The following is a 14522-nucleotide window of genomic DNA, read 5'->3' as shown; positions in this document are numbered from 1 at the left end:
GGCGCCGACCTCCCACCGGTTTCACCGCGAAACATCACATGTATGGAATAGTTCATTCGAAATATTCTTGACAAATAGGGCGACCTAGAAGAGGATTTCGCGAGAGACAATGTTCACGTTTTCAAGGTGAGCAGCGTCATCCAGGCTCCAATCACCGCTCGCTTTCTCGCACCTTTAGTTAAGGTTACCCATGCGTATATCTCGTACCCTCATCGGAATCTGTCTCGTGGCAGGGACCGTTATATCGGCGACGCCCCCGGCCGTTGCCGCTCCTCCGAGCGGGCCGACCGGCCAGCAGCAGTCGCAGAACAAGGTGTTCGGTGACTCTTCACTCGCCGAGGCCACGGGGCAAGCCCCGGAAACACCGTCCTCCGTCGAACCCGCGACCGACCGCCTGGTGGTGAAATTCAAGGAGAGCACCCCTGCAGAGACTAAATCTCAGGTTCTTCAGAAAGCCGACGCCGCCGCCCCCTCCGACGAGTCCAAGGTCCTGAAGTCCACGACCAACGATTCGGATGTCGTTCAGACATCGGAAAAACTGGATAACGCCGAACAGGCTGAGGTCGTGAAGCAGCTCGAGGCCGATCCCTCCGTGGAATATGCGGAGGCGGACAAAATCGTCAAGAACGCGACGGCGGCTTACCCGACCACGCCCAATGATTCCCTGTACTCGAGCAGACAGTGGAACATGCGAACCATCAACGCGTCTGGGGCCTGGCAATACGCCACGGGCGCCGGGCAGACCATCGGCGTCGTCGACACCGGAATCACAAACCATCCGGATCTCAACTCCAAGGTCACCGGCGGGCACGACTTCGTCTCCCCCGACTACGACAGAGATGGCACCCCCGGGCGCGATTCCGACCCGACCGACCCCGGGGTGCTCAACCCTTCGGAGAATTGGCACGGAACGCATGTTGCGGGCATAGCGGCGGCGTCGACCAATAACGGAATTGGTGTCGCCGGGGTCGCCCCGGATGCTGCCATCGAACCCGTCCGCGCCTTCGGCATCGGGGCGTCCGGGTACGTATCGGACTTTGCCGACGCAATAACCTGGGCTTCAGGCGGTCAGGTAGCCGGGGCCCCGGTGAATCCGCGGCCTTCAACGGTCGTCAATTTCTCTGCCGCCTGGAACGACCAGTGCTCGGCAACCATCAAGTCGGCGATCGACGGCGCATATTCCCGAAATGTACCTGTAGTCGTTGCCGCCGGTAATGCTGGCGTCAATGCCAACGACGTGACCCCTGCCAATTGTCTCGGTGCAATGGTTGTTGGCGCGTCGGCCTCTTCCGATGTCATGACCGGATATTCGAATTACGGCCCGATGCTGGACGTCCTGGCCCCCGGCGGAACGACCGGAGCGGACGTCTACTCGACGTACAACACCGGGTACGAGTCTCCGGCCCAGGCCAACTACGGTCCGCTCAACGGGACCTCGATGGCGGCGCCTCACGTGGCGGGCGTCATCGCGCTCATGAAGCAACGGAACCCGAACATCAGCATTGAACAGATCCGAAATATTCTGGTGAGCACCGGCGCCAATGTGAACGGTTACTCCCGCATCGATGCTCGCGCAGCGGTCGCTGCGGTCGCCCCGGTCGACAACGGACCGGTCGTGGTCAACGGGATCAAGAATCTTTACGATTCCCAGGGCGGAGCCTCCAAGTTCGGCACCCCTAGGAATAATGAAAGTGGCGGTCTTGTCAACGGCGGCGTTTTCCAAGAGTTCAGTAAGAACTACACCATCTATTGGACGCCCTTTACTGGTACTCATTCCGTGAATTTCTCGGGAGCAATCGGTGCCAAGTTCAAGGCAGCCGGATATGAAAATGCCTACGGGTACCCGAGTTCGGAAGAAATCAGTGGCAACGGTTATGCATACCAATGGTTCAAGACGGCCTCGGGACGATCAACCCTCATGATGTGGACGCCGCAAACCGGAGCAAACGCCATCGTGGAGAACAACGCCATCGGCCAGAAATGGATCGCGAACGGACGCGAACGGGGCGCCGGATTCCCGAGCTCGGACGAATTCAGCGCCAACGGTTATGCATACCAATGGTTCAAGACGGCCTCGGGACGATCAACCCTCATGATGTGGACGCCGCAAACCGGAGCGAACACCATCGTGGAGAACAACGCCATCGGCCAGAAATGGATCGCCGATGGCCGGGAGCAAGGTTCTGGCTTCCCGGTCGGCGACGAGGTGACGTCGGCGCAGAACAATTTTGCCTACCAGACCTTCAAACGCGGAGCCGTGGTGAAGCTCTACATGTGGACCCCGTCTTCGGGAGCGCATACCGTCATCGAGTCCGGTGCAATCGGGAATGCTTGGACTCAGAACGGCCGGGAATCCGGCTGGGGCGTACCCACCACGGATGAATTCCGCGGTTCTGATGCCAAGGTCCATCAGAAGTTCAGCAAAGGGGTCGAAGTGACATGGACGGCCTCAGAAGGAATCCGCGTGCTTCGTTAGAGGTGTCCTAGCCCCGCCCAAGACTTCGATCTCTGAAGACACGTCGCCCGGCCATACCTCGACGGTATGGCCGGGCGACGTGCTTCATCTCGGAGATTCCTCACGGTTCCGGTTCTCACAACTCATATCCGGGAGGTCTTAGGAAGAAACGGAGTCTTCGTTACTTGCTTGAAGAAGATGAATCAGCTCGACGACGAGTTCGGCTCCGATGGCGTCATTGGCCTCGATCTTCTGAATGAACTCTTCGAACATGTCGGCGTGAGCGTCGAAGTCGAAGAGTTTGTCGATCGTCGCGACGCGCAGCTTGAATGCTAGGCCGTCGATGGTTTGCTCGCAGAGGCTGAGCAGAAGCGGGTTACCGCACTCGCTCATCAGGCTCCTCCAGAGCTTGACGGCAGCATCATTGGTGCTCTCGCCGTCGTCGGCCCTCAGATGCGCGACGACGACCTTGGCCTGCTTGATGACCTTTTTCCTCGCGCCATCGTCCAACCTGGGCACGGCAAGACGGACGACACCGCCCATGATGACCCCTAAGGTTTGAAGAGCCGCGAGCGCTTCCTCTTCCCGCGGAACCGCAACCCTCGTGTACCGGTTGGGCGACATCTCGACTAGTCCCACGTGACTCAACTCGTTGAGGGCATCTCGGACGGGAGTCCTTGAGACGCCGAGCCACTTCTGGATCTCGTCGTCATTGAGTCTTTCGCCGGGCTGAAGCGTGCCGTCGAGAATAGCCTCTCGCAGACGTTGGAACACGGTATCCCGCAGTAGTGTGCGTTTTACTGGTCCGCCCTTCGAGCCCCCCGGAATCGGCATGAATTCCCCCATACTTCTGTTCATGCTGTGATACTTCAGATTATACCGGAGGAAACTCATCCCACCGTCGGTGAAAGCCCGAAGGCGGTCGGGCCAGATAGCTCAGTCGCTCATGAAATGACACCTAAGACAGCTCATGCGTGCTATCCGGCCTCAACGCCCCTTGCTTGCCCGAGGGCCCAGATGCTGGGACCTCGGGTCAGGCGTGGGGCATGCACCGATCGATGTCAGCCGATCTTCTTCCACAAAGAGAGGGCATTGATCCACGTCGGATCTCCGTGCCCCTGGTAATCCTGGACGGCCTCGAAAACGGATCCGTTGTGCAAGACGCGGTCGCCCTTCTTGTAGGCGGCAGTGGATGACCACTGTTCGGTCTCCGGCGTGCTGTCATCGCGGGTGCGGACAGTGAATACCTCGCTGGACGGCGATTCGTTGCCCGCGGCATCGACAGCGACAACTCGGTAGTCGTAGCTCGTCGAAGCGTTCAGCCCTTCGTCCATGTGCGAGGTCTTGTCCGTGGTTCCGATCGCTGCAAATTCTCCCCCGCTGATGGCGCGCTGGATCTCGTAGTGGTCGATGCCGACGTTGTCATCAGCTTTGCTCCACATCAGATCGACGCTGTTGGCCGTGGTGCCCATCGAATGCACGTGCGAAGGCGCCGAAGGTGCTTCTGTATCCGGGCCAGGGTTGACGTCTTCATTCTTCGTGGTCACGGACAGGGTGCCGGGATCGGAGGCATTGCCCGCAGCGTCGAAGGCTACAACGCGGTAGTCATAGGCCGTCGAGGCGGTCAGGTCCTTATCTTTGAATGAGGTGCCGGCGGTTGAACCGACTTTCTTGAAGTCTCCGCCCTTGGTGCGGCGTTGGATCTCGTAATGGTCGACGTCGACATTATCCGTGGACTCCTTCCACGTGAGCTGGACGCCCGTGGAGGTCACGTTGTTCGCGGTGAGGCTGGATGGGGCGGACGGAGCTTCAGTATCCGGTTTCTCCGGTTCGGCGTCGCCGTTGATGTGGACGTCCACCGTGTTGTAGAACGCATTGGAGGTGTCGGCGACATCCCACACGGCATAGATCACGTGATCGCCAGTGTGATCAGCGGGAAGCTTCATTTGGTGGACTGTGCCCTCGGTGGGCAGCGTTCCATCGTGCTGGACCGTTGCAAGCGGCTGCAGCTCAGAGCGTTTGAGGGGAGAGTTCTGGTCCCAACCGTTCTTGGTGATGTAGTAGTGCCACTTCGACGTCGGGTGCATGGCCGTGTACTCCCAGCCCATACTAATGGTCTGCCCCGCGTTGACTTCGTTTTCCTTCCAACGATCCGGGGACTGCTCGTCCAGGTTCTTGGCGATGTCCGTCCCGGCGGAAGCAAGCTTTCCGTCTGCGGGCCCTCCCGTGGAGGCATCAAGGCTGAACCCCTTGGGCGCCTCAATGGACTGCGGCTCGTACTGGACTGGACCGAGGTTGGTGTTTGACTTCATGGCCGCTCGAGCGGTGACGTCGGACTTCGAGTTGCCGATGTAGCCGTGAGCGTTGGCGGCTGCTGCTCCGCCAAAGGCTAAGGCACCGACCAGCGTGGCGACGGTGCAGAATTTCGCGGACTTTTTCACGGTGTGTTCCTGACTATGAGGTGAGTGGAATGCTGACGCACAGTCAGCAGGCCGATCACGCGGAGGTTACGAGGTCTCGGACAATCGCCTGAAGACCTCCGAACCACCAGGAGCACACGAGGAGTGTCCCGCGGGTCGGCAAAATCCATAGTACCTCAAAATTTAAGGATCCGAAATTTCAGTTTGTCCCCAACGCTGAAAAAACCCGTGATTTCGGGGTAAAATTCATCTTAAATACTAATATTTTGGCTTTCTTGACCGGACGATCAGGACTGGTTGGGTCCCTTTCTCAAGGTCAGAATCTGTTCCGATCTCCCGAAGGGCCCTTGCTCGTCGTGAAGGATCGAGGACGTCAGACCAATTCCGTCCGCACCGAAGGTCACGGAATTGTCGATGCCCAGCCACTCGCCCCTGGGCTCGCGATACATGTGGATTTGCAGGTCGACGTTCGGGAACAACCAGCTCGAGGCGCCGGCCGGAACCCGGGTTGCGATCCCGTTGGTGGCGTCGACGACGCCGAGCAGTCTCACCCAGTCTGGGGAATCAACGCCGTCGACCAAGGGAACCGTGGGGCGAATCCAGGCCTTCCCCCTGCCTGGCCGATGCCCCGGGGCCTGCACTGCCTCGATCGAACGAATGAATCCTCCAGGCCATTCCTCGTAGCCATTCCACCTCGCACATTCTGCTCGCAGGGGGAGGCTCGGATCTTCGGTCGCGGCAATAGCAGAGGTGTCGGAGGTGGTGAGCCTCCACGCCGTGGCTCGAATGGCCACGCGACCGCCGGCGGCCAACTCCGCCTGAACGAGTTCAATGGTCTTGCCGGGGCGAACAGTCGATGTCACGATCTCGAAGTCACCGCCCGGGATGAGGCCGAGAATCTCGAAACTGATGCGGGCAATGCGCATATCTTCTCGCGGCTCATGTCGTGCGAGACAGTGGGCTATGATCCCGGACGCCGGAGCCATGTGCTGCTCGTGCTCGTTCCATGCCCCTTGGGCGTGAATCGAGGAACGGAAGTTTCCATCTCCTCGGTCCTCGTAATAGGCCTCCGCAGTTGCCAATTCGGGAAGTTCCGTCCGACCCGCGCTCTTGTCCATAGTGTCTCCCTCGTCGATTCCCTGACATCCGATATCGTCATCGTGTGTCCGTGCCGATTGCCACGCCTTGGCAGAGGCCTCGGTGTGGAGCTTACCGGCCGACAGAACATCATGTGTTGTATTTCACCTGGTCATCCGAGGGAGCGCACGAAGCCTGAGGATGGGCGGGAGCGCACCGCGGAGCCGTAGAGTGGTGAGAGGCATTTTCGGACCCACCCCACTAAGGAGTCTTCATGGCGCCGAAGCTCATGGCTTTCGACTTGGACGGCACGCTCGTCTTTGACGGAAAAATCGCCCAGAACAGCATCGACGCGATCCACGACTGGCAAGAGGCGGGCAATCTTGCGGTGTGCGCCACGGGAAAATCGATTGCTGCAACCCGGCACGCACTGAACGGCACCGGCCTCCGGTTCGACTACTACGTCTTGTACACGGGTGGTGCGGTCACGGATGCCGACTTCACCGTGCTCATGAGCCACACCTTGCCCAACGAGACGGTGCAACGGATCGTCGAGACTATGACGACGGAAGAGGGCGTTGCCGTCTACGGGACGACGTTAGACTCCCCCGATGACGTGCAATTCCCCTCGACCACCGGCGAGAAATCGAGTTCTATCCTCGCCTATTTCCAGCCCATGAAACTCTCTGAAATTCCAGATCATGAGTTCGTGGGCATCCCCTTGTGGATAGAGAACGACGACGCCGCAATCGAACGAATCCAAGCGTGGATCCGGAACAACTTCCGGGGTCAGGTCGATTGCCACAGAAATCAGGACTTCCTGGATATCGTGCCGCCGGACTGCACCAAAGGCACAGGTCTCAAATGGCTCGACGATGCGCATTTGGGTGATCGGTACGAGACCTTTTCCGTCGGGGATTCGTGGAACGACCTGGCCATGCACGAGTGGGCCCGACACTCGGCCTCATTCGGCTACTCTCCGCAAGAGGTCAAGGACGCCACAGACGTCATCGTCGAGACCACGGCGGAGTACATCCGCACGATTCTCGACCAAACTTCCTGAGATCGTCCAAGGCCCCTGGGGTCGGAACGGTGATTGTATGACGGCCGGTGAAATGTGTTGATGCCAGTCGCAATGCGGTGTCACCTAGGTACACGCCACGACGCATCCTTTGAGGGGTCCCGCAACCGCTCCATAGAGTGATCGAACTTGAATACCTCGATCTCTGGAGCGGACCATGCGTACGTTGATCCTTTTGGGTTTAATCGGACTTGCCGCGCAGCTCGTGGACGGCTCGCTGGGGATGGCCTATGGCGTGACATCCTCGACGTTGCTCCTGACCGCAGGGCTTGCGCCGGCGTCGGTCTCGGCTACCGTCCACCTCGCGGAAATTGGTACGACGCTCGCTTCGGGAGCGTCGCACTGGCGGTTCGGCAATATTGACTGGCGCGTCGTCGGCTTCATGGCCGTTCCGGGTGGAATTGCCGCATTCTTCGGCGCCAACGTTCTCACGGCTTCGGGCGATGGCGCCGAGCCCGTCATGTCAGCCCTCTTGTTGCTTCTCGGGATCTACGTGGTGTGGCGGTTCTTGCGCATACCAAACCGTCGCCCGAGTTTCTCCGGCAAGGTCCCAGGCTTTTTGCTCGTTCCGCTCGCGATGGTCGCAGGGTTCATGGATGCGATCGGCGGAGGCGGTTGGGGCCCCGTGGGAACCCCAACGCTCCTCGCATCCGGCAAAATTCAGCCGCGCAAAGTCATCGGCTCGATCGATGCCTCCGAGTTCGTGGTGAGTCTGGGCGCTTCGGCAGGATTCCTCATGGCCATGGGGCATCAAGGCATCAACCTGCCGTTTGTCCTCGCGCTGTTGATCGGGGGCGTGATCGCCGCGCCCATAGCAGCATGGCTGGTCCGTTTGCTGGCTCCTCGACTCTTGGCCGTTGGTGCGGGCGGACTCATCATCTTCACCAACGCCCACACCCTGCTGAAGGTCGACGCCGTCAATGCGGTTCTGCCGGGCGCAGCCTACGCGGTCATCCTGCTGACCATCGCGGCCCTGTGGGCCGTCGCCTTGGTATGGGTGGTCCGCAAAGAACTCTCCGACAAACGCGAAGAACCTTCGAACACCAAGGAAAGCGTCGAGGCCTGACAGCCCGCCCGGCCGGCGACTGTTGCAGTTTCGCGGAGAGTCTTCATCGTGGTTTCTCATGACCTTGGATCGTCCCTCCATGAACCTGCTGTTGATTCCGATACCGTGACGAGGACCGATCCGGCTGCTTACCATGGGGGCCAATCGGGATCTGTCACGAAAGGGGCGATGAAGATGCGATGGACCATCGGCAAGCTTGCACACGATTTCCCTTGGTTCCACCGTTGGATCGGCCTGATCGGTAATACGCTCTTCGTTCTCGGGAGTATCTTCTTTCTCTCGCCGGGGCTTATGGATGCAGGGACCTGGATCTTCATCGCCGCATCCGCTGGAATGATGTTCGACAGCATCGGTGAGAAGCTCGTACGCCGCGAGAACGAGACGCGAAACGCGGAGCCGGGAACAATACGCGACACGCCCTGACGTGAGCGGCCGCAGCGGCGTTTGGATTGCGTGCGGCCCGGCTCATTCGGGGAACTCACCGGAGACGAACGCCCCCTTGATGGCCTCGGCGTCGCCACCGAGGAGGCCCAAGGTCGATGCCGTGCGTCCCGCAAGTTCCCAATCGCGGCCGCAGAGAACCTGACTGATGTGTACGAAAGAGTCGGTGAGGGGCATGGCGATGCCTATCTGCGACGCGATCGAACTCCATGTGAGAAGACCGAAGGGAATGTCCTCGACGAAGTAGCGGTGCTCGAGGGAGTCCGGTTCCGGGAAAGCCTGACGACCGTATCCACCGATCACCCTCTCGACGAAGCTACCCTCATTGACCCCATACGATGTTTCGAGGAAATTCCAGAAGGTTGGCAGCTGCACGCCCAGAGCACGGCCGAATGCAATGCGTTCCTCGTCGAGCTCGTTGATTACCTCTCCGATCCGAGGGGTGACGAGTGTGTGCTGCGGCAGGCGCGCAGCATCCTCGACCGTCTTGAAGTTCAAGATTGCGGGAGGCACGTGGTAGACGGGATTGATATTCGTGAGACCGACAGCAAGGGTGTCCCCGCCGTCGACGTAGCGCCGGCCGAAGAACGGCTCCAGTCGGGCGAGTACAGTGGCCGTCTGGCGATTGGGAATGGCAGACATCGGTACCGCGTTCTTGATGGCACCGACGTATACCTGGGCCGGCCCGCGGAGTCTACAGGTGTACAGGCTGGTCGAGGTCTCGGCGACGATTCCGGGCTCTCGTTCGGCCAACCTTGTCTTCCTCATGAGCTCGAGCGCGCTGCCGAGCACCCCCGGCTGGAAGATGACCAGTTGGTCGGGTTCCAGCACGTCGGCGAGTGATTCGGACAGGTATGGGTGCGCGAATGCGGGTGCGGCCACGACGACCACGTCCACTCCGTCGATCGCGAGCGCGAGGTCCGTCGTCAACAGATCCGGTACCGCCGTACCCTCTATCTCGCCGGAAAGGGTAATGCCTCCGCGCTGCTCAATCGCAGCGTAGTCCCGTTCGAAGCGTGAATAGACACGGACATCGTGGCCGTTCAGTTTCATATGGCCGGCCATCGCCTGGCCGACGTTGCCTGCTCCGATTACTGCAATGCTTCCCATGGGAAATCCTTACGGTGGTGGTGCGAACGGCGATCTGCCGTCCCTGACATGAATGGGGTGATCAGCGGATGGGTACGCCCGGACCGAGGGGGATGCCGAGCAAGTACCACAGGACAAAGAGCACGATCCATACGATCAACACGACGCCCGCGATCGGAATCGTGAACGAGAGCTGGGTTCCGATACCTGCCCCCTTGCGAAATTGCTGGACAAAGCCGAGAGCGAGTACGAAATAGCCGTTGAGCGGTGTTATGCAGTTGGTGACCGAGTCGCCGATCATGAATGCGACCGTCGCGGCTTCCGGGGTCATCCCGACGTACATGACCAGCGGAACAACCACGGGGGCAAGGATCGACCACATTGCCGATCCGCTCGTGATCAGCATGTTGAGGATGCAGATCGAGAAGATGATGGTCAGCAGAATGACCAGGTGCGGCGCCTGGAGCGAGCGGAGCAGGTCTGCGCCGTTGACGCTGATGACGGAGCCGATATTCGTCCACGTGAAGTAGCTCAGGAACTGGGCGACGACGAAGAAGAGCACGAGCACGGGCGCCAGAGAACGCACGCCCTCGGCCATAGCAGGCGGCACGTCGCCCAGCCGGGGGATCGTGCCTGTGATCCTGCCGTAGGTGATACCCATGAGCGCAAAGATGATCGAGATGAATATCGCTATGTACTCGACGACGTACGAGTCGAGTAGTCCACCGTTCTCGCCGCGGAAAGGCGATCCGGGCAGCAGCATCAGGACGATCACGACGACGCAGACCGCGAAGACCACCGCCGTGGCCGCGATGGCGCGCATCTCGGTCTTCGAGAGCTTGATCGTGCCGATCGAGGCCGTGGTGCTGTCCGCAGTATCGGTGTTGAACAATTTGTCGGCTACTTCGAAATCCCCATCCAGCTGAGAAGAGGAGAATTCGGGTCTGCGAGCGAGGACGCGATCCACGACTATGGCAATCGCGGCCGCGAGAACGACCGATGACGTGGCGGTGAAGAAGTAGGTCGCGACCGGAGTCATCACGTAGTCCGGATCGACGATCTGAGCCGCCGCCGTCGACAGAGACGACCGAATGGCATCCTGTGGCGTAACCAATGGGCTCGCATTGAAGCCGACGGCCGTGGCCGCATAAGCGACCATGAGACCCAGGACCGGGCTACGTCCGGCTGCGCGGAAGGCGAGGGCTCCCAGCGGAATCATGACCAAATACGCAGAATCGCTCATGATGTGCGCGGTCATGGAGCTGAAGGCGATCGCGAAGGTCAGCAGGCGTTTGGGAAGGCGGCCAACGGTACTTCGAAGAAGCGCGGTCAGGAGCCCACTACGTTCGGCGACACTGACGCCCAGGAGAACGACGACGACCATCGCCAACGGCGGGAACGTCGCATAATTCCTCAACGCATTCTTGATCGCGTACTGGGCGCCTTCCACAGAAAATAGGCTCTTCACGGCAGCCGTGTCTCCCGAGGAGGGAAGCGTGACCTTCACGTCCAAAGAGGCAAGGACGGCACTCACCGCCCCCAAGGCAACGATGAGAATGACGAATAGCCAAAAAGGATGCGGAAGCCTGTTGCCTGCCCTTTCAATGGCGCTCAGAGCACGGTAGAAGCGGTTGAGCGGAACGCTCTCGATCACATCGTCTGACGTCTTCGTCATCCTCATCGCCTTGCCTTGGGGCCTGCACTGCCGAATGAATCGGCCGCGGGTGGAGGTGAACCACCTGAGATCACGGTGACATTCCCGTGATATTTCTGATAGACGCTAGACTAGGGCCTTAAGGAAGTCAATAGTCAACAAAGGCGGAACGGAGGCCGGCATGGAGCGTCAGATGTCGATGGCGGATCGGGCCTATGAGGCGATCAAGCGAGACATTATCCAGTGCAACTTGCGTCCGGGCGCGGTCATCGTGGACGCATGGCTCGCCGAGAAATACGACATGAGCAAGACGCCAATCCGCCAGGCCATCAATCTCCTTGAGCGTGAAGCCTTGGTAGTGGTCATTCCCCGCCGAGGTACTTTCGTCAAGAGCGTGGATTTCACAGAGGCACAGGATACGTACCGTTTACGGGCACTGCTCGAACCAGAGGCTGCAATCCTGGCGTCCCGCCGCGCAACCACCGAGGAACTCGATGATCTCGAGACGTTGAGCGAAGCAACGGTGAGTGCCGGTTCCGACAGCACGGCCAGGAACGAAGCAAACCGGATCTTTCATGTCCGCATCGCAGAGTTGGCCCGCGTACCCGTCCTCTTGCGAACCGTCACCGCCCTCAATGAGGAAATCGAGCGATTCCTGAACCTGCGCAAGGAACTCGGCAAGCCGTATACCGCGGTCAACCACGGGCGGCTCATCGACGCCATACGCAGCGGCGACGAGTCAGAGATAAGGGACGTCGTGACCGCGGGCATCGAAAGGGCTCGGGTGCATATGCTCGAAACCATGTTGGACGGCGGAGCCTTCTCCGCCACACGACCGTCCTGAATGCAAACGAACGCCACCCCGAGGGCCGATACCCGGATGCGAGAGTCTCGCTATCGGGTTCTGGTCGCCTCGAGGCCCGCCTCAAAGGTAGTGGCCTTGAGACCGTGTTCTTCGGCGAGAACCCCCGACCGGAGAATCGCGGGGCGGTTCCAGAGATATGCCTGATTCTTCAATTCCGCCATCATTGGACTGACCAACCCTGCAGTCCTCAGCAACACGTTCGGTACGGGAAGGAGCCTTTTGTACCGCACGCCGGAACGCAGGGAAACCAGCTCGTTGAGATCCTCCAAAGATCCCGTTTCCGGTGAAGGAGTGTGAAGAATTCGGTCGCCGGCGGGAGCGAGTGCCCCTGCGTGCATCGCCGAATAAATCATCGCGGAGGTGAGGTCCGGGATGTACGTCAGCGTGTGCGGGAGGCTCGGATTCCCCAACGCATAACCCCGCTTGCCCTGAGGACGCGGGACAAGCACGGCCAGATGGGCCACCGACGTCGCAGGCAAGGCGGTCGGCCCCCAGAGATCCGACGCCACAACACTGACGGTACGGGCCCGATGCTGTTCTCGGGCGGTCAACAATAATGCCCTGACCTCGCCCAACGGACTGCGCGGACTCAGCTTGGCCCCTTCCGGCAGATCGACCGACTGGTCTCCGAAGCCGTAGACCGATTCGGGGAAAACCACGGGAATGCCCGCATCTGCCGCAGCGTCCATGACCGCCCGTTCGCGACTCGGCAGGAATTCCTTCCACTTTTTCGCGTCGTAGGCCGTGTGGACGCAGTGGAAGACTGCCGCGACTCCGGCCATCGCCTTCCGGAGCAATCGGCCGTCCAATACGTCCCCGCTGAGGACGTCAGCTCCCTCCACCGGCGAATCCCGACGCCTCAATACAACGACGTCGTGACCGCCCGCAACCAGATCCGAGACCAGTTGCGAACCGATTTGCCCCGCGCCGGTGACGAGAAATTTCATGATGACCACCCTTCCGAGAGCACTGCTCTCTGTTTGATGACACCAGACTATTCTCAAGGCCGACACTAAACAAGAGCGGTGCTCTCGGTTATTGAAAATGGCACACTGAAACCATGAACACCCCACATCAATCCAGGGCAGAGTCCAGAGCCCAGATGGAGTCGGCCATCATCGCGGCAGGTCGAGAACAGCTCGTTTCCCGAGGAGCAGCAAACCTCTCTTTGCGCGAAGTGGCGCGGACAATCGGCGTCGTCTCGTCCGCGGTGTACAGATATGTAGCCAGCCGGGACGAACTGCTCACACTGCTCGTGATCGACTCCTATTCTTCCCTGGCCGACCACGTGGAGGGGAAGATCGAAGCATCGGAAGCGCCCGCACAACAGTTTCGGGCTCTGGCTCTCGGGATGCGTGAATGGGCAGTGGAACACCGTGAACAATGGGCTCTGATCTATGGCTCCCCCGTTCCCGGGTACGCGGCACCGGCCGAGAGGACAACAGGTCCGGGCACGCGAGTGATCGGGATGTTCCTCAGTATCTTTTCAGCAGCCGAACTCCGCTATCCCGAGCCCAGCAGGAAATTCGCGGAGCGTCTCGATTTCGAGCTCGCCGGACTGGGAATCGATGCGTCTGCAACTCACGCCGCATTCGGAATAGAAGCGTGGGGAAGCATCGTGGGATGCATCAGTATGGAAGTTTTTGGGCAATTGGGCCCGGGACTGGACGGCCACGGGACGGAGATCATGGGCCGAATGATCGACTCGCTCACCGAAAAACTCGGTGCCGCCTAAGACCAGGGCACCTTGCTCAGCTGGCGTTGCCCTTGAGCCTGTCCACTACCTCCAGAAGATCTTCGAGGCCTCGCGAACTGACCAACGAAACCCCGAGGGCGGTTTCCGGGGCGGGGGCCAGCACGCCATCGACCGATCCGCCGGCGAGCGCAGCGTTGTAGTACAGGCCATCGCCGATCAGAAGTATCGCGGAGGCAATCACAGGCTCCCCCACCTCTTCCAGAATGATGTTGTACCAGTCCGAGTGGATGCGACTCATCGCTTCACGCGCCTTGGGCTGGGCCTCTTGCCCCAAACTCAAAACCGCGACAAACGTGCGATCAATGGGTGCACCATGGCTCGATTCGTTGCCGAGATAAAAGGCCGAGGAACGCACGTAATATCTGGAGGGGCCCTCCGGGGACGCCCGCATTGCCGCGTTGTCGTCCGCGGCATATTCCAGGAGCCGCTCGATCAACCCGTCGGCGAGGGAATTCTTGTCCTTGAAGTGATAAAGCAGTCCCCCTTTGGAAACCTCGGCACGAGCGGCAACTGCGTCCATCGTCGCCGCGCGCTCCCCCTCGGAAATCAGGATCGATTCATAGGCATCCAGGACACGACTTTTGGCACTCATGATGTCGACCATACTGTCTTGGCACT

At 60.0% G+C, this 14522-nt stretch carries 13 protein-coding genes; 6 read left to right on the top strand and 7 right to left on the bottom strand.

Annotated features, from left to right (window positions below; all coding sequences use genetic code 11):
- Window positions 1-190 precede the first annotated feature (190 nt).
- Window positions 191-2476, top strand: coding sequence for a S8 family serine peptidase (locus tag sake_RS00485; RefSeq protein ID WP_178945213.1), 2286 nt, complete (start codon window positions 191-193; stop codon window positions 2474-2476).
- Window positions 2477-2614: 138 nt separating this feature from the next.
- Here the strand turns inward: sake_RS00485 and sake_RS00480 are convergent, their stop codons facing one another.
- The 3 genes from sake_RS00480 to sake_RS00470 form a co-directional block, all read right to left on the bottom strand.
- Entirely contained in the window at window positions 2615-3313 is a 699-nt protein-coding gene (locus sake_RS00480) for a GntR family transcriptional regulator (RefSeq protein WP_238147501.1), read from the bottom strand.
- A gap of 203 nt (window positions 3314-3516) precedes the next feature.
- Window positions 3517-4896: a lytic polysaccharide monooxygenase gene (locus tag sake_RS00475; RefSeq protein WP_178945212.1), complete on the bottom strand. Its 1380-nt coding sequence runs from the start codon at window positions 4894-4896 to the stop codon at window positions 3517-3519.
- 266 nt (window positions 4897-5162) lie between these two features.
- Window positions 5163-5993 carry a thioesterase family protein gene (locus sake_RS00470; RefSeq protein WP_178945211.1) on the bottom strand — a complete coding sequence of 277 codons (831 nt, stop codon included), beginning with the start codon at window positions 5991-5993 and terminating at the stop codon, window positions 5163-5165.
- 233 nt (window positions 5994-6226) lie between these two features.
- Here sake_RS00470 and sake_RS00465 point away from each other — a divergent pair, with 233 nt between their 5' ends.
- The 3 genes from sake_RS00465 to sake_RS00455 all read left to right on the top strand — a co-directional run bounded on the left by sake_RS00465 (window position 6227) and on the right by sake_RS00455 (window position 8522).
- Complete coding sequence (locus sake_RS00465) at window positions 6227-7015, top strand: HAD family hydrolase (RefSeq protein WP_178945210.1); 789 nt, start codon at window positions 6227-6229, stop codon at window positions 7013-7015.
- Window positions 7016-7190: 175 nt separating this feature from the next.
- Window positions 7191-8099: a sulfite exporter TauE/SafE family protein gene (locus sake_RS00460; RefSeq protein WP_178945209.1), complete on the top strand. Its 909-nt coding sequence runs from the start codon at window positions 7191-7193 to the stop codon at window positions 8097-8099.
- A gap of 174 nt (window positions 8100-8273) precedes the next feature.
- A complete protein-coding gene (locus tag sake_RS00455) occupies window positions 8274-8522 on the top strand; it encodes a YrhK family protein (protein ID WP_178945208.1) in 249 nt (82 codons plus the stop codon).
- 42 nt (window positions 8523-8564) lie between these two features.
- Here sake_RS00455 and sake_RS00450 read toward each other — a convergent pair whose 3' ends face one another.
- Together sake_RS00450 and sake_RS00445 are read right to left on the bottom strand one after the other, a co-directional pair.
- Window positions 8565-9650, bottom strand: a complete 1086-nt coding sequence (locus sake_RS00450; protein WP_129358352.1) for an NAD/NADP octopine/nopaline dehydrogenase family protein — start codon at window positions 9648-9650, stop codon at window positions 8565-8567.
- 61 nt (window positions 9651-9711) lie between these two features.
- Window positions 9712-11304: an AbgT family transporter gene (locus sake_RS00445; protein WP_129358351.1), complete on the bottom strand. Its 1593-nt coding sequence runs from the start codon at window positions 11302-11304 to the stop codon at window positions 9712-9714.
- 160 nt (window positions 11305-11464) lie between these two features.
- Here sake_RS00445 and sake_RS00440 point away from each other — a divergent pair, with 160 nt between their 5' ends.
- Window positions 11465-12127, top strand: coding sequence for a GntR family transcriptional regulator (locus sake_RS00440; RefSeq protein ID WP_129358350.1), 663 nt, complete (start codon window positions 11465-11467; stop codon window positions 12125-12127).
- A gap of 50 nt (window positions 12128-12177) precedes the next feature.
- On the opposite strand, the gene sake_RS00435 is transcribed toward sake_RS00440, so the two are convergent.
- Window positions 12178-13095 carry an NAD-dependent epimerase/dehydratase family protein gene (locus sake_RS00435; RefSeq protein WP_178945207.1) on the bottom strand — a complete coding sequence of 306 codons (918 nt, stop codon included), beginning with the start codon at window positions 13093-13095 and terminating at the stop codon, window positions 12178-12180.
- A 113-nt stretch (window positions 13096-13208) separates the two neighbouring features.
- On the opposite strand from sake_RS00435, the gene sake_RS00430 reads away from it, so the two are divergent.
- On the top strand, window positions 13209-13883 hold the full coding sequence (locus tag sake_RS00430) for a TetR/AcrR family transcriptional regulator (RefSeq protein ID WP_129358348.1): 675 nt from the start codon (window positions 13209-13211) through the stop codon (window positions 13881-13883).
- Between the two features lie 16 nt (window positions 13884-13899).
- Here sake_RS00430 and sake_RS00425 read toward each other — a convergent pair whose 3' ends face one another.
- On the bottom strand, window positions 13900-14496 hold the full coding sequence (locus tag sake_RS00425) for a TetR/AcrR family transcriptional regulator (RefSeq protein WP_129358347.1): 597 nt from the start codon (window positions 14494-14496) through the stop codon (window positions 13900-13902).
- Window positions 14497-14522 lie beyond the last annotated feature (26 nt).

The sequence above is a fragment of the Kocuria sp. TGY1127_2 genome (assembly GCF_013394385.1).
GTDB lineage: Bacteria > Actinomycetota > Actinomycetes > Actinomycetales > Micrococcaceae > Rothia.
This window is presented reverse-complemented; position numbering and strand designations above follow the sequence as displayed.